This window comes from Flavobacterium sp., assembly GCF_030146175.1.
In the GTDB taxonomy this organism is placed as follows: domain Bacteria; phylum Bacteroidota; class Bacteroidia; order Flavobacteriales; family Flavobacteriaceae; genus Flavobacterium.
Window position 1 is genome coordinate 1 of the sequence record NZ_JASLCE010000056.1, and the last position, 20013, is coordinate 20013.

The window sequence follows — 20013 nt, forward strand, 5'->3', positions numbered from 1 at the left end:
GCTAACAACGCTCTACCGCAAACTGGACGAATACCGTATCCAATAAAAAACCCTATCGTTTTGAAAGTACCAACCCTATCGTTTTGATAGGGTTTTTCGTTTGGCATAAGTCCGTTAAAAAAATAATCCCCGTAAAATCAACCCTTTAAACCGAATTCTAAAAATTCGGATCGGCATTTGGTTATAACACGGTAAATAATTTTAATCCTTATGAAAACATTCAACGAAACCCTGGTTCAAAAAATGGAACGTCTGGCAAATCTTACCATTCAAAGTTTGCAATCGGGGAAAACAGTTTGTACCAAAAGATGTCTGAATCTGGCCGATCAACTGTTGCAAAAAGGCAATGCCGAAATGAAAAATGCCATTACCAATGTATACCTCTTTTCCGTCTCTCATTATATGGAACTGAACCGGTATCCGATGGCCAAATTACTTCCGGTAAGCTTACACAAAGAGTATATCAAACAAATTAATACCTCCGGAGTATGATGACTATTGTTTTAACCGTAACCGGGTTATTGTGTTTTGCCCTGTTATACCTGTCTGTTTTTTATTTTGATAAAATCTAACGAAATGATACTACTATTTTTTATAGCACTGGCCGTTTTTGTCTATATCTGTTATGTCCTGCTAAAGCCCGAAAAATTCTAAAACCCAAAAACTAAAATGATGAATACAGAAATTATAGGAATCATAGCAATGTTTGCCATCACCCTGGTAGCAGCACTGCCATTGGGAAAATACATTGCTAAAGTCTATTCGGGACAAAAAACGATTCTTGATCCGGTTTTTAATCCGATCGAAAAATTATTCTTTAAATCCAGCGGAATAGACGCTTCAAAAGAAATGAACTGGAAACAGCATATGATTGCTTTACTGGCGATTAATGTGGTCTGGTTTGTCCTCGGAATGGCCGTATTACTTGGTCAGGGTTGGTTACCGTTAAACCCGGATCACAACCCGAATATGGCGCCCGATCTGGCTTTTAATACCATCATCTCGTTCCTTGTTAATTGTAACCTGCAACACTATTCCGGAGAAACCGGTGTCAGCTATCTGAGTCAGTTGTTTTTAATGTTCCTGCAATTCGTTTCCGCAGGGATCGGACTGGCAGCCGCAGCGGTGTTGTTTAACGCTTTAAAAGAGCGTACTACCGAAAAGCTGGGTAATTTTTACAACTATTTTATTAAATCCTGTACCCGAATCCTCCTACCGATATCCGTGATCACGGCTGTAATCCTTTTATGGAACGGTACGCCGATGACGTTTAACGGTAAAGATACGATGACGACCTTACAGGGTGATACGGTTCAGGTTTCTACCGGACCGGCTGCGGCTTTTGTCGCAATCAAGCACGTTGGTACTAACGGAGGCGGTTTTTTCGGAGCCAATTCCGTACATCCTTTTGAAAATCCAAATTATATAACCAATATGACGGAAATGGTTGCGCAGATGATCATTCCTTTTGCGATGATCTTCGCCCTTGGTTTTTATCTGAACCGCCGCAAATTATCCTGGATGATCTTTTCGGTAATGACAATCGGTTTTCTGGCGCTGGCCGTTCCGACAATAGTTACGGAAATGAACGAGAATCCGACGATAACCGAAATGGGAATCAATACAACTCAGGGTGCTACCGAAGGAAAAGAAACCCGATTCGGAGCCGCGGCTTCGGGATATTGGAGTATTGCTACCACGGTGATTTCGACCGGATCGGTCAATTCGATGCACGATAGCGCCATGCCGCTTTCCGGAATGAATCAGTTATTAGCCATGATGGTCAACTGTTTTTACGGCGGTTGTGGCGTAGGGATTCTAAACTTTTACATCTTTATCATTCTCGCGGTATTTATCAGTGGATTGATGGTGGGACGTACGCCTGAATTCTTAGGTAAGAAAATCGAAGCACGCGAAATGAAAATCGCAATGATCATCGCACTATTACACCCATTTCTGATTTTAGTCGGTACCGCTTTGTCTACCGCTTTTCCGGAACAAGGTGCCAGTACGCTAAATAATCCCGGATTCCACGGATTTAGTGAGATATTATACGAATATGCCTCATCGGCAGCCAATAACGGTAGTGGTTTCGAAGGTTTGGGCGATAACAACCCGTGGTGGAACATCACTACCGGGATTGTATTACTACTTTCCCGATTCCTGCCTATTATTGGCCCGATAGCGATTGCCGGTATACTTGCCGCTAAAAAGCATATCCCGGAAAGTGCCGGAACCCTAAAAACCGATACGGCTACTTTCGGACTGATGACCTTTGCTGTGATTGCGATCATCGCTGCGTTATCCTTCTTCCCTGCCCTGACACTCGGTCCTATTGCGGAATATTTTTCAATGAAATAAAACAATACCATGAAAACCAAAAATCAGTCTTTGTTTCAAAAAGAATTGCTGTTGGAAGCGTTGAAACAATCTTTTGTAAAACTCAACCCGGCGAGCCTTTTCCGGAATCCGATCATGTTTACCGTCGAAATCGGTACCGCAGTGATGTTGGGCGTATGCCTTTGGATTCTTACCGGAGAAACGACACAGGGCAGTTTTGCCTATAATTTCACGGTGTTTTTAATACTGCTGTTTACACTGTTGTTTGCCAATTTTGCCGAAGCCATTGCCGAAGCGCGTGGTAAAGCTCAAGCCGACAGCCTACGAAAAACCCGAGAAGAAACCCCTGCCAAAAAAATTGAACAGGTTGGCGAACTGTATGTGAACGAGATCACCATCGTTCCGTCGTCCAGTCTAAAAAAAGGCGATCTTTTTATTTGTGAGGCCGGCGATAATATCCCAACCGACGGTGAGATTATCGAGGGGCTTGCTACCATTGACGAAAGTGCCATTACCGGCGAAAGCGCCCCGGTGATTCGCGAAGCCGGCGGTGATAAAAGTTCCGTAACCGGCGGTACCAAAGTGTTGTCCGATAAAATCAAGGTTCGGGTAACTGCCGAACCCGGGGAAAGTTTCCTCGATAAAATGATCGCACTCGTAGAAGGTGCTTCCCGACAAAAAACACCAAATGAAATTGCATTAACAATATTATTAGCTGGGTTTACACTGGTGTTTATCATCGTTTGTGTTACGCTAAAACCTTTTGCCGATTATGCCAACATTCCGATCACGATTGCCGCTTTTATTTCCCTTTTTGTCTGTCTGATTCCTACTACTATTGGCGGTTTGTTGTCGGCGATCGGGATTGCCGGTATGGATCGTGCGTTACGCGCCAATGTAATCACAAAATCCGGTAAAGCGGTGGAAACGGCCGGTGACATCGATGTATTGCTACTGGATAAAACCGGAACCATTACCATCGGTAACCGAAAAGCAACGCATTTTCACCCGGTAAAGGATATCCATGAAAATGATTTTATAAGAGCCTGCGCCTTGTCCTCTTTAGCCGATGAAACGCCCGAAGGAAAATCCATCGTAGAACTGGCCGGTAAAGAATTGACACAAAATCTATCAATTAAAGGTGCAACATTGATCCCGTTTACGGCCGAAACCCGTTGTAGTGGTGTCAATCTGACCGAAGGTACCCGAATCCGAAAAGGGGCTTTTGATGCGATCCGCAAACTAAGTGAAAATGCGGGGTTTCCGTTTCCTAAGGAGATTACCGATGCCGTAACTAAAATTTCCGGTAATGGCGGTACACCACTGGTAGTGGCGCAAAATGAAAAGGTTATCGGGGTAATCGAATTACAGGATATCATCAAAACCGGAATCAGCGAACGATTTGAACGATTGCGTAAAATGGGGGTTAAAACCGTGATGGTCACCGGAGACAATCCGCTTACGGCCAAATTTATCGCAGAAAAAGCCGGTGTGGATGATTTTATTGCCGAAGCCAAACCGGAAGATAAAATGAACTATATCAAAGCCGAGCAGCAAAAAGGAAAACTGGTAGCCATGATGGGCGACGGTACAAACGATGCGCCGGCACTGGCTCAGGCCGATGTGGGTGTTGCGATGAATAGCGGAACGCAAGCAGCCAAAGAAGCCGGTAATATGGTCGACTTGGATAATGATCCAACCAAATTAATTGAAATCGTTGAAATCGGAAAACAGTTACTAATGACTCGTGGTACGCTAACGACCTTTAGTATTGCAAACGACGTGGCGAAGTATTTTGCCATTATCCCGGCCTTGTTTATCACTGCCATTCCGACTTTACAGGGATTGAATATTATGAAACTCCACAGTCCGGAAACGGCCATTTTATCGGCCGTGATCTTTAACGCGGTGATCATTCCGTTCCTGATTCCGCTGGCTTTAAAAGGAGTTGCTTATAAACCAATCGGTGCTTCGGCGCTGTTACGTCGCAACCTGCTGATTTATGGCCTTGGTGGGATACTCGTTCCTTTTATCGGAATCAAACTCATCGATATGATGGTCGCCTTGTTCTTTTAAACACAACTTAAATTAAAAATCATGAAAAATCATATCCTATCCGGCATCAAACTAACACTGGTTTGTATCGTGTTCTTTGCCGGAATTTACACCCTGTTTATCTGGGGAATTGCACAACTGGCACCCAATCATGGTAAAGGGGAAATCGTAACCTATAAAGGAAAAACCTATTATTCCAATATCGGACAGGCGTTTACCGCTCCGAACTATTTTAATTCCCGCCCATCGGCTGTTAACTATAATGCGGCCGGGTCCGGCGGAAGTAACAAAGGTCCAAGCAATCCGGAATACCTGGCTGAGGTTCAAAAACGAATCGATACTTTCCTGATTCAGAATCCCGGTGTTTCCAAAAGTGATGTTCCGGCAGAATTGGTTACCGCCAGCGGTAGCGGATTGGATCCGGATATTTCGGTACAGGCGGCCAAAGTTCAGGTGAAACGTGTCGCTAAAATCCGCGCCATCGAACCCGAAAAGCTTTATCAATTAATTACACAAAACACACAGCAACCCGTATTAGGTCTTTTCGGACCTGAAAAAATCAATGTCTTACAATTAAATATCGCCCTCGATAAATTACAATCCTAATGACTACTAAAATTTTTCATTCGACCTTAATCGCATTCGTTTCTTCCTTTGGCTTACAGGCACAAACCGAAAATGACAATGCGGAAAAAAAATCGCCTTTAACTGTTAGTGGCTACCTTGAAACCTATTATGCCTACGATCTGAATGCACCGGAAAACAACACGCGTCCGGGTTTTATCTATTCGCATAACCGTCATAACGAAGTCAACCTGAATTTGGGTTACATCAAAGCGAATTACGAAAAAGACCGGGTACGTGCCAATCTGGCTATCATGGCCGGAACCTATAGCAATGCTAATCTTGCAACGGAAGCTGGAGTCTTAAAAAACATTTACGAAGCCAATGCCGGAATCCGATTGTCCGAAAAACACAACCTTTGGGTTGATGCCGGGATTTTTGCTTCCCACATCGGTTTTGAAAGTGCTGTTAGTAAAGATTGCTGGACATTAACCCGAAGCATCCTTGCTGATAACTCCCCGTATTACGAAAGTGGTGCGAAGATATCGTATACGTCACCAAGTCAGAAATGGTTTATTAGCGGACTCGTGCTAAATGGCTGGCAACGTATCCAGCGCGTCGACGGAAACAAATCGCTGGCTTTTGGTCATCAGATTACCTATAAACCCAACAGTAAGGTCACTTTAAACAGTAGTTCTTTTATTGGAAATGACAAACCTGCAGTGGAGAAACGCATGCGCTATTTTCACAATTTTTACGGTCAGTTCCAACTAGACGCGAAATGGGGATTGATCACCGGCTTTGACATCGGAGCCGAACAAAAAGAAAAACACAGTAACAGCTATAACATTTGGTACTCGCCTGTAGTCATTGTAAAATACAATGCTACGGATAAAATCAGTCTGGCGGCACGCGGTGAATATTATTCCGATAAAAACGGGGTAATTATCAGTACCGGTACACCAAACGGGTTTCAGACATTCGGATATTCCGTAAATTTGGATTACAAAATCATGGATAACGTCGTATGGCGCATAGAAGCCCGTAACTTAAACAGTAAAGAGGCTATTTTTACCCGCGATGCAGAACCGGTTACTTATAATTTTGTTGCCGTTACCTCATTGGCCGTTTCATTTTAAAACTGCATATTTTGGAAAATAACAGAGAAGATAACGTACAACATTTTCTCGACTTGATTCGGAAATCAAGAAAGGGAAAATTCAAAGTGTATATCGGGATGAGCGCCGGTGTGGGCAAAACCTATCGTATGCTCCAGGAAGCCCATTCCCTGTTAAAAAACGGAATCGACATTAAAATCGGGTTTATCGAAACCCATAACCGTAAGGAAACCCACGAGCTACTCGCGGGTTTACCTGTTGTTCCGCGTCGGAAACTGTTTTACAAAGGCAAAGAACTCGAAGAAATGGATGTTCAGGCGATTATTAATCTCCGTCCGGAAGTCGTGATTGTCGATGAACTCGCGCATACCAATATCGAAGGCAGCAAAAACGAAAAACGCTGGCAGGATGTTCTTGAAATCCTCGATGCGGGTATCAATGTGATTAGTGCTGTAAACATTCAGCATATCGAAAGCCTGAACGAATCGGTTAAAAATATTACCGGGATCGAGGTTAAAGAACGGATTCCCGACAGTGTGCTGGCGCAGGCCGATGAGGTAGTGAATATCGATTTAACCGCCGACGAGCTGATTACCCGTTTAAAAGAAGGAAAAATATACGAAGCGGGAAAAATCGAAATGGCGTTGCGCAATTTTTTTAAAGGCGAACACATCCTGCAGTTACGCGAACTGGCTTTAAAAGAAGTCGCCAGTCAGGTGGAACGGAAAGTCGAAACGGAAGTCATTAAAAACAAAAACATCCGACAGGAAAAACTGATGGCGTGCATTAGCAGTAACGAAAAAACAGCCAAAAGGGTGATTCGAAAAACCGCGCGGCTCGCCAATTATTATAACAGCAAATGGTTTGTACTCTACGTGCAACTTCCGGATGAAAGCGCCGATAAGATTGCACTGGACAAACAACGTCACCTGATCAACAATTTTAAACTGGCTACGGAACTCGGTGGCGAAGTACTAAAAATTGAACATACCAAAATTTCCAAAGCCATTATCGAACAGGCCGAACTCAAAAAAATAACCACCGTTTGTATTGGTAAACCGCGTATGAATTTCCTGAAAATTATTCTTTCGACAAACGTTTTTAAAGAATTGCTGAATAAACTATCTTCGAGTGATATTGACCTGATCATTTTAAGTTAACGCCAAATGAAAATAAAAACCAAATTGACCCTCGGTGTCGGATTACTCTTTTTCCTGATTGTACTTCTCGTCGCATTGGGCGTACGACAATTGCATACGTTGGCGAACGATACCGAAAATATACTGGTCGACAATTACAATTCGCTCGATTATTCCCGGAATATGCTAAAAGAACTGGACAAAATTGAAACCGACAAACAGTCACTCGATAAATTCCAGTATTATCTCGAACTCCAAAGTCGGAATATTACCGAAATTGGCGAAAAAGAACTAACCGAAAACCTACTCGAGGATAGCCAAACATTTACCCAACAACCGGATAATAAAACGGTTATTCTTTTGATTCGAAACGACCTGAATGCCATTATGAAACTCAATATGGATTCAATTCAGCGGAAAAGTATTGTGGCCTCCCAAACGGCCGACAGGGCGATTCTTTGGATTTCCATTACCGGTTCCATGTGTTTTATTATTGCTTTTACATTATTGATCAACCTGCCAAGTACGATTGCCGATCCGATAAAAGACCTGACCGAAAGTATCCGTCAGATTGCCGGTAAAAACTACTCCCGACGGGTTCATTTTGAAGGACATAGCGAATTTGGCGATCTGGCGCGTTCTTTTAATACGATGGCCGAAAAGCTACAAGAATACAGCGATAGCAGTCTTGCCCGTTTAATGATGGAAAAAAAACGGATAGAAACCTTGATCAACAATATGCACGACCCGGTAATCGGATTGGACGATACCCAAAAGATTCTGTTTGCCAATGAGGAAGCGTTAAAAATATCCGGGCTCAAATCGGCGGATATCATCGGAAAACCCGTTCAGGATATCGCGGTGTATAACGATCTGATTCGTTCCCTGATTCAGCATTTGGCCGGAAATAGTGTCAATAATTCCAAAAACGAAACCCTGACAATCTATGCCGATAACAAAGAAAGTTATTTCGAAAAGCAGATCGTCCCGATTGTGATCACGCCTACCGGAGAAACCGAAAAAAAGGAAATCGGGTCTTTTATCATACTGCGCAATGTTACGTTATATAAGGAACTCGATTATGCGAAAACCAATTTTATCGCTACCGTTTCCCATGAGTTTAAAACACCAATCGCTTCGATGAAAATGAGTCTGCAATTATTGGAAAACGAAAGCATCGGTCCGCTAAACGAAGAACAACAACATTTGATTGCCAGTATTAAGGACGATACCAAACGTCTGTTACGTACTACCAGTGAATTGCTCAACATCACACAGGTGGAAACTGGAAAAACGCAATTGGAAATAGAAAAAAGTGATGTCCTTCAAATCGTAACCGAAGCCGTAGAGGCTACGCAAAAACTCGCCGAACAGAAAAACATCAAACTTTTTACGGCATTTCCCAATTCGATTCCCGATGTCTGGGCCGATCGGGAAAAAACAACCTGGGTGGTTTCCAATCTGATCACAAACGCTATTCGCTATTCGTATGAAAACGCAAGCATACAGGTACAACTTTCGGAAGACGATTCGTATGTAAAAATCATTGTAAAAGACAACGGACTCGGTATTTCGTCCCAATACACCGGAAAAATCTTCGATCGTTATTTCCGGATTCCGGGCTCGGAAAAAGAAGGCACTGGCCTCGGATTGGCCATTAGTAAAGAATTTATTGAAGCCCAACAGGGATTGATCACTGTAGAAAGTGAACTCGGTTCCGGTAGTACTTTTACTGTATTCCTAAAAAAATCACTTTAAAATAACGTTAAAAACGCTTTAAAAAAGCCGTTGATTTTTCTGGAAATCAACGGCTTTTTTTATGTCCAAACCGGATTTCTGCCTTTTTTTAAAAACGGGATTTTACTATTCTCCACACTCCTCCTAAAAATAGCACAAAACACAATTCGCTACAAATCAACAACTTAACAAACTAATCTAACCAAATTTAGGGAGGCCTTTTATGGGTGAATTTCCCGTTATCGCAAGGGAATATATCCCCGTTTAAAATACGGGAATATCCTCTTTTTCAGCACATTGAACTAATGCAATTTTACACCAACAAACAAAACCATTAAAAACGGAGGTCAAATCCTTCGATTGGTAAACGAAAAAATAACATTCATTAAAAACATTGAAATCATGAACAACAAATTAATTTTTAGAGCAGTGATGGTGATCATCATTATTATCGGAGGTGTAATCATCATTATCGGAAGAAAACCGATTCCGGAACCTATTTGTATCGTATGCGGACGAAACATCCTGACCTTTTTAGGAATCATCGAAGTTGTATTGGGTGCTATCGCGCTTAACCTTCACAATAAAATCGTCAATACAAAAATCAATGTGGGGCGCTAATCCATCCTTTTAAAAAGGACATCAATCAAAATCGAACAGTTAATCCAATCAGGGCGGTATCCGAAAAGCCCGGAACAGAGTAGGAAATCATCAATCAAAACAATCAAACACTATGGGAACATTCACACCTATGCCGGATGAAACCGAATTCATGAACGTTATCTTAGGAGACGTATTTAAAAAATTAACCAACGGAGGCGATCCGAAAATGTTAGGCCCAAATAATTTTGTGGCCTGGGAACCGGTAGCCAGCGTAATCGACAAAACCGCTTTTGAATATGCGCACAAAGGGTTTACCGGTAGCGCACCAAAACTGGAAGGAATGACCGACGAAGAGTATACCGACCTTCGTAACGAGAAAAAATATTCGGCCTATGCCCATGCGGAAGAATTTGCACGACTGGTGGATCAGATTCCAAGCAATATCCCGGAAAAGGATAAAGACGGCAGCCGTAAGTTTACCATTTTCAGCTCACAAAATGATCATACCGTATCGAACGTCTATAGCGATATTATGGAATTTTGTGTCGTAAAAGATTCCAAAATCGATCCTAAAGTCGAGAAAAAACTGGAAAAATTAAGAGGGGAATTATTTACCATCAAAAAATTAAAAAATCCGGATTATGACGACAGTATGCCGGAACATCCGGACGATAACCCGAAGTATGTTTTTAACACCTTCCCATCGCCAAAATACGTTAAATACCTGGAATATGAAGCGTTGTTTTATGATGCCGACGATCGTTTGGCGGAGTTAAAAAGACGTGTGGATCTTCAGGATCCGGATGCTATGGCCGAGATGACCATTTCCGGTAAAAACTATATCAAAAAACGTGACGATGCGTTGAAAAGATGGGAATCGATGGGGTATAAAGGTGCCGTTGAAAAAACCATGAACTATATCGACGAAATCGAAAGCAGCAACTTTATCACCGTTAAAAAACGATACGAATCGGAATTGCTGGCCGCTAAAAGAACCGGATTAGGCGGTATGAATACCTACTACTATTCGGCGCCACTACCGGCAACAACTTTGGCCAATTCGACACAATGGGTAGACTATAAGTTTACAAAATCGAGTTACGATACGAGTTATAAAAACACCAAACACAGTTGGTCGGCAGCGGCTTCTTACCTTGGCGTTTTTGGCGGAACAGCCAGCGGATCGCATCAGAAAATCGATTCCAGCTATAATTTCAACGACTTTGAAATGAGCTTTAAACTGGGTAAATGCTTTATTACGCGTCCGTGGTTGGGTACCACTTTTATCAAATCCCGATTCTGGAAATATTCTAAAACCGGTCAGGATGTCGTAAACAACCAGATGGTGAGCGATGGAAACGGTGGTGGATTAATGCCGGCAGTAACCACGGAACTTTACTTTATTACCGATCTGAAAATCGGATTTAAAAAAGGAAGTGATTCCTATAAAAAAGTAGAAAACCATGTCGGTGCCGGTGCCGGAGTTCACTTCGGATTGTTTTCGATTGGCGGAAGCTATGGCTACGACGATACCCGTGTGAATTCTTCCGGAGAAAGATCGGAACAAGGAATGTCGTCGAAAGGAATTTTACTGATCGGACGAAAATGTAACATCCTCGATTTATCACCTAACCCGCTTCCATCGATCAAAGATGACGAATGGGTAGAAGTTAATTAATCCTTATAATTCCAGGCAATTCCAAATACCAACTCCGGTATTTGGAATTCCTTTCTTTAAGCAAACACATTATGAAATATTATACCGCTTTATTCCAGAAAATAAAGGAATACTATAAATCGCAAAGTTCCAATCCATCCGAATTGGCTTTGATTTGTCCGTCGCTACGGATCTATGAAAATGATGAAATCAAATTGTTATTACCGCAAATCCTGTTGGACGATCCGTTAAAAGGGGAAGGTTTACTCAAAAAGCAGGATCTTTCGTTCCAGTTAAACTCCCTACCGGCTTCGGATACTTTTTGGGATGTCAATCCGGCCAATACGTTGTTTAACGTTTACGGCGAGCTGATCAATGCCGATCAGGGACTTTCGCCCAACGCCATCGCAACGGTAAACGAAGAAGCGCAAAAGGTTTTATACGATGCCAAAGGAAAACCGACCAAGGAAAAGAAAGCCTATGACAAATACCTGACGCAATATGAAACACTGCTTCGCGAATGGGAAACCCATATAAACACCTATGATGATGCTTTTTCGGATGACGAAAAAAACATCTGGCTGGAAAAACTAAACGTAATCCTGTTGAAAAAAGAAAAAATGGCAGTTGATCATAAACTACTCGGTTATAAAAAACAGATCGAGGAAGCCATAAAACAAATCAACAGCAAAGACGGACTGGAAATTTTCCTGGCCAATCTGACCAACTCGCGCAATACGATGGAAATGTCCCGGAAAACCGGAATTCAATCGTTGGAATCGTATCACGATATTAATTTCGTTCCTTACGATTTTATGTCGAACGACAGTGGCTGGATCAAACTTTCGATTGATAAAAAAGAACTGGATAGCCTATATGAAATGGCGAAAAACGAAAAAGATGCCTTTCCGGACGAGGTGATTTCGATCGATTATGACGAAAAAAACATTATTGGAATCGAACTGGAATTTTCGATCGTAACGATGCTTCGCAACTGGTTTTCACTGCCAACACTTACGTCGGAGTATTTTAAATGGAACGGCAAACAACCGGTATCCGACGGGCAAACCATTAGCAACGATTTCCTGCTATCGGCTTTTCCTAAAAAAATGATTCTGATCAAAAACCTGAAAATTAACATCGATCCGAATATCTCGGATGCGGTTGTCAGCAATATTGATCAGTTGATACATTTTGGTCCAATCATTATGAAAAACCAGTTGTTTACCAATGCCAGTACGAATGTCCGTTTTATCAAGGCGATCAAAAACAAAGAAACGCTGGAATCGAATAACGTCAAATATTACAGTACCAAAGCGACACTGGACGAACCGGCTCCATTCGAACCGGAACCGGTTACCACGCCACCGATCAAACCAATTGCTTCCGCTCCTATTTATAAGGCTTTGGCGGGTATCAAACAACCGTTGATCAAAACTACTATGGCTCCGGGTATCAAAATGATGCCGTCTACCGATCCGGCTCCAACGCCTGTTCCGACACCTACACCACAAACATCGAATGCCGTTTGGGGTATCAAACGTTTTATCCGTACCAATCCGATATTGTTTCCTCCGATTATTAAAAACCCTACTCCGGCCAAAACCCTAACCACGGTGATTTTGTCCGTTACCGATTCGGTTTCCAGACAAAGTGTTTATAAATCAGAGATATCGATCATCGGAACCAATAATAATACGTTTAAAGAAATCGAATCGGATAAAAACGGCGCAATCGAGTTCCAGCTTCCGGTAGGAAACTATAAGGTTAAGATCAAAAAAGACGGTTATAAAGTTTTTGAAACCGAACTGAAAATCGAGAACCTGTTTACCGTGACCAAAGAATATGCACTTGCTCCGGAATCGGTTACCTACGACAGTTTTTTCCTGATTGGTATGGTCTGCGAAAAATTACCGCAAATCCCTAAAATATCCGGATCATGAAAACCGTCCGATTGCATTCAAAAGGCCCTGAAGTGACCACTTTATGCGAGATATTGGTCCGAATGGGCTATCCGGTTATGGTTTCGGACGTTTTTACTGTTGCGGTTGATGAAGCCGTAAAAAGCTTTCAGAACGACTATAACCTTGTTGTAGACGGGATCGTTGGTATTAAAACCTGGTCCCGCCTTTTCGAGAAAAACAGTACGCTGACGCAGTATAACGACAAATTACTTTCCGAACAGGATCTGATCGATTTTGCGAATGACTATCAGGTGGAACTCGCTTGTATTAAGGCGGTAAACGAGATCGAAAGCAGCGGAAAAGGCTTTCTTATTGACGGTCGACCTAAGATTTTATTCGAAGGTCATATTTTCTGGCAGGAACTGGAACGCCGGAATATTAATCCGCAAGCCTATGTCCGACCCGAAAATCAGGATGTTTTATATAAAAAATGGACTAAAAAATACTACCAGGGCGGTTCGCGGGAATACGAACGTTTGGCCAAAGCTGCCGCGCTTATTCCGGGATTAAATCTTACCGATGCCGCCCATGCCTCCGCTTCCTGGGGTGTTTTCCAGATCATGGGATTTAATGCCATTCCAATCGGGTATGACAGCATGGACAGTTTTGTTGGTAAAATGTACCTCAATGAGCGGGAACATCTTACTGCTTTTGGCTGTTTTCTCAAAACGAACAACCTGATCGTCGCTTTACAAAATAAAGACTGGGAAACTTTTGCCTACCGTTATAATGGCGAAGGCTATAAAGTGAACAAATACGACGAAAAGTTGGCCCGAGCGTATCAAAAATATACCACCTGAACCTAAATTCAGGTTAACCGTTTCCTCCCTTTCCCGTATCGGCAGCAATCGTCCCCACTATATACAAACGATTTTGTTTTTCATTGCATATAACACGAGTCCGATGCGGGTTTTTATTTCCAGTTTCTGAAAAAGATTTTCCCGGTAGCCATCCACCGTTTTCGGACTCAGGCACATTTCATCGGCAATTTCGCGATAGGTCATTTCGGTACAGGCCAGGCGAATAAACTCCAGTTCGCGTTCTTTTAAACTGGCTTTGTTACCGGCTTCTAATTTATTGATCAAAACACCTGAAACCATTTCGGTATAAAAATACCCGGTTTCGTGTACTTTGAGTAATGCCTCCCGAAACATATTCGGATGGGTATCTTTTAATAAATAACCACTGGCACCGTTACTGATCATCTTAATGATCGTGTCTTCGTCATCGTTTACCGACAACGCCAATACCCGTAAACCCGGGTAATCTTCTTTGAGGCGTCTCATGGTTTCCACGCCATCCATAACCGGCATATTGACATCGAGCAATACCAGATCCGGAAGTTCATCCATAGCTTTTAGTCCGGTAAGGAAATCTTTTCCATTGTTGTAATTTCCGCAGACCACAAACTCTTTAAAGCTGTTTATCAGGAACGATAGCGACTGGGAAAACAGTAGGTGGTCGTCTACAATTACAATTTTTATTTTATTCATAGTAGTAAGGGGATTTTTTTACTCTTTGCGTCCTTTTTCCAAAGGATATACAATTTTAAGCTTCGTACCTTCGTTCGGATGGGACGAAACCAAAAAAGCGGCGCCAATTAACCGGGCCCGCGTGTTCATGTTTGCCAATCCGGAACCTTTGGCTACGGTGGCATTGTTAAAACCGATTCCGGAATCGGTTACTTCGATAATACACTCCCTGGCATCAAAACAGATATCCACATCGATGGTTTTACTATGTGAATATTTTAAGGCGTTGGAAATGGCTTCCTGTAATATCCGGTAAATGATCACTTCGTGTTGCGGATCAATAGGTTGTATTTGCCCGGATATATTCAGGTTACCATTAATAATTTTAAGTTTGGTGATTCGGTTCAGATCTTCGGTTACGGCATCAATAAAGCCGGATTGTAGTTCCACATCGCCATTGATCAATTTGGCAACCATACGGATTTCATCCAGCGATTTACTAACAAGCTTGCGTACCTCATCGAGTTCATGCTTATCGTCGGTATCGATTTTAGCCACCATCAGGTTGAGCTGCATCACCGCGACCGATAAAATTTGTCCGATATTATCGTGTAGCTCCCGACTGATATTCGACAGGGTTTGCTCTTTGATTTCGATTCGTGATTTGGCCAACTCGGAATTAAAAAACAACTCTGCTTCCATTTTATCCATTAGGAATTTCGACTTTTTCTTCTGAAAATACAGGAAAAAGACCAGTAACGTGCCCAACAAGGTTAAAAGCACGATACTAAACGAAATGATCAATAATGGTATCTCTTTTTGCTCCATATAAAACCAAAGATAAAACTGGTGTTCATTAATACGTTTAAAAAGAAAATGATCAAGCTATAAGTTGTTTCGTGGATTCCGGATAAAAACCAACGTAAAGAGAGCATAAACGGTAAAAAGGGAACATAAAAAAGTAATATTCCCAATACGAACCAGAAAAAAATCGTGTCTTTAATGGATAATATCAGATTCGAATTGAACAGTTCCATCAGGTAAAGGCAACTCAACATCAGAATCATCACCACACCGATGGCAAAATTGTTAAAACAGACTTCTTCTACCACATCCTGAAAAAAGGTGAGGTTCACGAATACTGACACCAAAAAAAGCGCAAAGCATACGTTCGCAACCTGTTTGTGTTTAGGTTGTTGTAAAATGGATTTTAAAAACAGTATATAATACGGCAGGATAATAAACATATAGATATTAAAAACCATATAGTTAACCTGCCCGGTTATTTGCGTATAAAAAATTCCGGTTAGCTCCGTAATTGCCGAGAGCCATATGGATAATACAAAAAACTTTGCCTTATTATTCGGAAGTTTGTACCAGTAAATAATGCCAAACATTCCCGATAATAAGGCGAGAAACACAGTATATAATCTTAGATCTGCCAACATTCGTTATCCACCGTAATTGAGTTTTGGAGGATTCCCCATGGAACCGAAATTCAAAGGTTCTATAGTTGTTATGTCCAATGCATTACCTTGCAGACTAGCGCCTCCTCGGGTTCCCTGTTCGTCGTTGATCGTTCCGGTTGGTGTTAAAAATACGGTAGTATAACCCGCATTTTTCTCTTCGGTTTCCGGATAAACACCCAGATAAATACGAATACCGTCTACCGAAAAGCCTTTTTCGACAGCATTTTCTTTTACATACGCGATATAACGCTCCAGCTCTTCAATAGAAAACCAAAAGGCATTGGCATCTTCCAATCCGGATCTTTCGGTAACTAAAGCACCTCTTTGTTCATTGTAATTTTTGTTCAACTCTTTCCCTTTTTCAAAAGAAATTAATTGAGTAGGTTTCACCATTGTGTTCATTTTTAGATGGGTTTATTGATTTAAAAGCAAAATTACAGGCTTGGCGAAACTATTACAAGGGGAATTTTCCCCTTTTTCACTAACCATTTTTTTTCGTTTAACTCCGAAAATTCTTCTATTTCAAAGAAAAAACAAAATTAATCATAAAATAACGATTCGCTCTATTTCTATTTTCCTATTTTTTTAACAAATCCCGGATTTTATCAATACTGATCCACAATAGTTCTGAAAGTGAGGTTTACACGCGGACGCATCACTTTGGTTGTTGGCGGCAAACGGTGTAACCAGTGGGTTTGGGTGGTTCCCTGCATAATGAGTAGGCTTCCGGCTTCCAATACCAGCGAAACCGTAGCTTTAGTTGTTTTGTGTTTAAAGGCAAACTTGCGTTCGGCTCCAAAGCTTAGCGACGCAATCACGGTATTCACACCTAGGGATTTTTCGCTATCGCTATGCCAGGCCATTCCTTCCTGTCCGTCGTGATAGAGGTTTAACAGACAGGAATTAAAAGTCGTACCGCTTACATTTTCGGCTATTTTTTTTAAGGCGATTAATTCTTCCGTCCACGGTAAAGCCGTTTTGGTCGTATTGGAATAGGTATACTGAAACGGATGATCACCATACCAGGCCACTTTTCTTTTGGTCTGGATCAGCTTCCCAAAAACAACCGCCTCGTCATTGCGCCATTCGATGGTTTCCATAAAACGATCGTAATACTGCTGTGCTTCCCGACCGTTGATTATACAACCGTGATAGTACACTTCCCCGTCATATGGCAGTATGTTTTCGATTTCTCCGGTGCTGAATAAATCCATTATAGTTGTTGTTTTAATTTCCAATGTTGGTACGCTTCCCGCATACAATGACCACAAGGCCGATATCCCATCGCTTCCGCTTCTTCCATTGAAGCAAAAAATACCCGGTTTATTTTTTTCATTCTTTTGCCGGATGTACAATGTAAACGTCCAACAATTTTCAGTTTTTTATTTCCTCCAAAGATAATGCTTTGTTTCCGGATCCGATGGTGTAGTTCGGTATCCGAAAGTTGTTCGTGTAGCCACATCTTTAACTGATCGCGTCGTGAAAAATGATTCCCATCGTATACCGTTTTCCGCTTCGAACTTCACTCACACCGTGTTTCATCGCTACACGATAATAGCCTTTTGTACCGCGTACCGGGCGGAAGTTTGTCGTAAAAATCAGCATATCACCACGTTTTGGTTGTAAGACGATCGCTTTTGATTGTGCTCTGGGAACCTGTTCGGTCAACACAAATTCGCCTCCGGTATAGTCTTCTTCGGGTTCATTGAGAAACAACACAATCTGAATCGGGAAAAAGACATCGCCATACAAATCCTGATGCAAGGTATTAAAGCCGCCTTCACTGTAATTCAGTACCAATACCGTAGGTTTCAGCTGGTTGTTTGCCTTACAAAGCGCTAATAATTCCTCGTGCTTTCCGGGAAATTGCCGGTCTATCTGTAATGCTTTCATCCATAAATTGGCAATCGGCACCAGTTTTTCATAAACCGTAGTCCGCAATTGCTGAATCAGATCCGGTAACGGGTAATCAAAATATTTGTATTCGCCTTGTCCAAAGCGATACCGCTCCATCACTACTTTTTTCCGATATCGTTTATCTTCCGGATAATAATTGATCAGGGTGTTGCAAACCGATTCCGGAATTATGTCCGACAATACGGCGTATCCTTTTTCATGCATCATTCCAGCCACCCGATCCCAATCGGTAGCCTGCAATCTGTCCAATATAGCCTCCATTATTCCTGTAGTAAAAGATCCGACTGACAGGCTTCCCATCCGATAATGGCTTTTTTCCGGGCATTTCCCCAATGATAACCGCCAATCATCCCGGTAGCCTGAATTACGCGATGACACGGAATCAGAAAAGCCACCGGATTATTTCCGATTGCCGTTCCCACTGCTCTTGAAGCTCTCGGTTTTTCGATACTTTTGGCAATATCACCGTAGGTCGTTAACTGTCCCATCGGTATTTTTAACAGCGTTTCCCAGACTTTTAGCTGAAAATCCGTTCCCCGTAAGTGTAATTTTACAGTATGCGATTCGTTCCAGTCGTTGCCAAAAAACGAGTGTACATCTTTTTGAAAAGTATCGGTCTGATTGGTAAAAGACGCATTGGGAAATTCCGCTTTTAATTCCTGTAATGCCAACTCCTGATCGTCGGCAAAAACAAGCCGACAGATTCCTTTTTCGGTAGAAGCCATCAACAGCGTTCCAAACGGACTTTCGTCGAAATTATAATTGATACGCAACTGTTCGCCACCGTTTTTATAATCTCCCGGTGTCATTCCCTCGATCTTAATAAACAAATCGTGCAAACGGCCGGTTCCGGAAAGTCCGGTTTCGAAGGCCGCTTCGGATAAGGTAAGCTGACTGGATTTAAGCATTTTTTTGGCGTGTTCCACCGTAAGATATTGCAAAAACTTCTTCGGACTCACACCTGCCCATTCGGTAAATAGTTTTTGAAAATGGAATGGACTCACATGGACAAAAGAAGCCACCTCGTCCAATGACGGTTGTGTTTTAAAATTATGATGCAAAAAGTCGATTGCCTTTGCAATTCGGTCAAACTGAAATTGTTCCTGTGTTTTCATGAGTATATATTTGGAATTCACCTTACAAAGGTAATCGCCGAAAAAACGCTTTCCGACCCGAAACTTGCGGGATTAAAACACTTCGAAAAGTCCTTTAAATTTACAAAATTATTTGCCTCAGTTTGTGATACAAAAATGCTTTTTGAATTATCTTTGTGTGCTTAAACTACAAATTCCCAACGAGTATGAAACTGGTTTTCGCATCCAACAACCACAACAAAATTAAAGAAATTCAGCAACTCCTTCCCGACTCCATTCAGGTTTTAAGTCTAAGTGATATCCATTGCGATGTAGACATTCCAGAAACAGCCGATACTATTGAAGGCAATGCCATTTTAAAAGCCAATTACGTTACCGAACACTACGGTTATAACTGTTTTGCAGACGATAGCGGACTGGAAGTTGACGCACTAAACGGCGCACCGGGTGTCATTTCGGCCCGTTATGCCGGTGATCATAAAAACGATAACGACAATATCGACAAATTACTGTCGGAACTGGAAACGGAAAACAACCGCAAGGCTAATTTTAAAACCGTGATTGCTTTAAACCTCAACGGAACACAACAGCTGTTTACCGGTATTATCAACGGAACGATTATCCGCGAGCGAAAAGGAAGCAACGGTTTTGGTTATGATCCGGTTTTTGTACCCGAAAATGACACCCGTACGTTTGCCGAATTGGAAATGGAAGAAAAATCCGGCATCAGTCACCGTGGAAAAGCCGTAAAACAACTGGTTGCTTTTTTAAACCAATAGTGCGTTAAAAGTTTGGATTACAGAAATGTCATTGTTAAATTTTGCCGAAAATTCTGTTTAAAATTTTCACAAATTAGAACCAACATTTCATCAATTTGACACTAA

21 protein-coding genes are annotated in these 20013 nt (G+C 41.9%); 13 read left to right on the forward strand and 8 right to left on the reverse strand.

The annotated features are described in order from the left end of the window. Positions 1-210: 210 nt before the first annotated feature. The 12 genes from Q1R07_RS06820 to Q1R07_RS06870 all read left to right on the forward strand — a co-directional run bounded on the left by Q1R07_RS06820 (position 211) and on the right by Q1R07_RS06870 (position 13977). Positions 211-492 carry a hypothetical protein gene (locus tag Q1R07_RS06820; protein ID WP_136402632.1) on the forward strand — a complete coding sequence of 94 codons (282 nt, stop codon included), beginning with the start codon at positions 211-213 and terminating at the stop codon, positions 490-492. Between the two features lie 84 nt (positions 493-576). Beyond that, positions 577-654 carry a potassium-transporting ATPase subunit F gene (locus tag Q1R07_RS16410; protein WP_366526336.1) on the forward strand — a complete coding sequence of 26 codons (78 nt, stop codon included), beginning with the start codon at positions 577-579 and terminating at the stop codon, positions 652-654. 18 nt (positions 655-672) lie between these two features. Next, a complete protein-coding gene (gene kdpA, locus Q1R07_RS06825) occupies positions 673-2361 on the forward strand; it encodes a potassium-transporting ATPase subunit KdpA (RefSeq protein WP_300487738.1) in 1689 nt (562 codons plus the stop codon). A gap of 9 nt (positions 2362-2370) precedes the next feature. Beyond that, entirely contained in the window at positions 2371-4416 is a 2046-nt protein-coding gene (gene kdpB / locus Q1R07_RS06830; RefSeq protein ID WP_300487686.1) for a potassium-transporting ATPase subunit KdpB, read from the forward strand. 21 nt (positions 4417-4437) lie between these two features. Further along, positions 4438-5001, forward strand: a complete 564-nt coding sequence (locus Q1R07_RS06835; RefSeq protein WP_300487689.1) for a K(+)-transporting ATPase subunit C — start codon at positions 4438-4440, stop codon at positions 4999-5001. Further along, positions 5001-6098, forward strand: a complete 1098-nt coding sequence (locus Q1R07_RS06840) for a porin (protein ID WP_300487691.1) — start codon at positions 5001-5003, stop codon at positions 6096-6098. The genes Q1R07_RS06835 and Q1R07_RS06840 overlap by 1 nt, the downstream gene beginning before the upstream one ends. Before the next feature lie 11 nt (positions 6099-6109). Beyond that, positions 6110-7237, forward strand: a complete 1128-nt coding sequence (locus tag Q1R07_RS06845) for a sensor protein KdpD (protein ID WP_300487694.1) — start codon at positions 6110-6112, stop codon at positions 7235-7237. Between the two features lie 6 nt (positions 7238-7243). Continuing rightward, entirely contained in the window at positions 7244-8974 is a 1731-nt protein-coding gene (locus Q1R07_RS06850; RefSeq protein ID WP_300487697.1) for an ATP-binding protein, read from the forward strand. 381 nt (positions 8975-9355) lie between these two features. After that, positions 9356-9574 carry a hypothetical protein gene (locus Q1R07_RS06855; protein ID WP_136402626.1) on the forward strand — a complete coding sequence of 73 codons (219 nt, stop codon included), beginning with the start codon at positions 9356-9358 and terminating at the stop codon, positions 9572-9574. 112 nt (positions 9575-9686) lie between these two features. Further along, positions 9687-11234 carry a hypothetical protein gene (locus Q1R07_RS06860; protein ID WP_300487701.1) on the forward strand — a complete coding sequence of 516 codons (1548 nt, stop codon included), beginning with the start codon at positions 9687-9689 and terminating at the stop codon, positions 11232-11234. A 71-nt stretch (positions 11235-11305) separates the two neighbouring features. Next, the gene (locus Q1R07_RS06865; protein ID WP_300487704.1) at positions 11306-13156 is read left to right on the forward strand and encodes a carboxypeptidase-like regulatory domain-containing protein; all 1851 of its coding nucleotides are present in this window, start codon (positions 11306-11308) and stop codon (positions 13154-13156) included. Next, positions 13153-13977, forward strand: a complete 825-nt coding sequence (locus Q1R07_RS06870; protein WP_300487707.1) for an N-acetylmuramidase family protein — start codon at positions 13153-13155, stop codon at positions 13975-13977. Before Q1R07_RS06865 ends, Q1R07_RS06870 begins: the two co-directional genes overlap by 4 nt. Before the next feature lie 57 nt (positions 13978-14034). On the opposite strand, the gene Q1R07_RS06875 is transcribed toward Q1R07_RS06870, so the two are convergent. The 8 genes from Q1R07_RS06875 to Q1R07_RS06910 form a co-directional block, all read right to left on the reverse strand. Next, the gene (locus Q1R07_RS06875) at positions 14035-14670 is read right to left on the reverse strand and encodes a response regulator transcription factor (protein ID WP_300487709.1); all 636 of its coding nucleotides are present in this window, start codon (positions 14668-14670) and stop codon (positions 14035-14037) included. 18 nt (positions 14671-14688) lie between these two features. After that, the gene (locus Q1R07_RS06880; protein WP_300487712.1) at positions 14689-15477 is read right to left on the reverse strand and encodes an ATP-binding protein; all 789 of its coding nucleotides are present in this window, start codon (positions 15475-15477) and stop codon (positions 14689-14691) included. Further along, positions 15450-16070, reverse strand: coding sequence for a hypothetical protein (locus tag Q1R07_RS06885; RefSeq protein WP_300487715.1), 621 nt, complete (start codon positions 16068-16070; stop codon positions 15450-15452). The genes Q1R07_RS06880 and Q1R07_RS06885 overlap by 28 nt, the downstream gene beginning before the upstream one ends. A gap of 30 nt (positions 16071-16100) precedes the next feature. Continuing rightward, positions 16101-16511, reverse strand: a complete 411-nt coding sequence (locus Q1R07_RS06890) for a hypothetical protein (RefSeq protein ID WP_300487718.1) — start codon at positions 16509-16511, stop codon at positions 16101-16103. A gap of 212 nt (positions 16512-16723) precedes the next feature. Continuing rightward, the gene (locus Q1R07_RS06895) at positions 16724-17332 is read right to left on the reverse strand and encodes an alpha-ketoglutarate-dependent dioxygenase AlkB (RefSeq protein WP_300487721.1); all 609 of its coding nucleotides are present in this window, start codon (positions 17330-17332) and stop codon (positions 16724-16726) included. Beyond that, a complete protein-coding gene (locus Q1R07_RS06900) occupies positions 17332-17580 on the reverse strand; it encodes an Ada metal-binding domain-containing protein (protein ID WP_300487724.1) in 249 nt (82 codons plus the stop codon). The genes Q1R07_RS06895 and Q1R07_RS06900 overlap by 1 nt, the downstream gene beginning before the upstream one ends. Before the next feature lie 2 nt (positions 17581-17582). Further along, positions 17583-18296 carry a 2OG-Fe(II) oxygenase gene (locus Q1R07_RS06905; RefSeq protein WP_300487727.1) on the reverse strand — a complete coding sequence of 238 codons (714 nt, stop codon included), beginning with the start codon at positions 18294-18296 and terminating at the stop codon, positions 17583-17585. Beyond that, positions 18296-19150 (reverse strand): methylated-DNA--[protein]-cysteine S-methyltransferase, encoded by an 855-nt coding sequence (locus Q1R07_RS06910; protein WP_300487730.1) that lies wholly within the window; start codon positions 19148-19150, stop codon positions 18296-18298. Before Q1R07_RS06910 ends, Q1R07_RS06905 begins: the two co-directional genes overlap by 1 nt. A 185-nt stretch (positions 19151-19335) precedes the next feature. On the opposite strand from Q1R07_RS06910, the gene Q1R07_RS06915 reads away from it, so the two are divergent. Further along, the gene (locus tag Q1R07_RS06915; protein WP_300487733.1) at positions 19336-19908 is read left to right on the forward strand and encodes a non-canonical purine NTP diphosphatase; all 573 of its coding nucleotides are present in this window, start codon (positions 19336-19338) and stop codon (positions 19906-19908) included. Positions 19909-20013 lie beyond the last annotated feature (105 nt).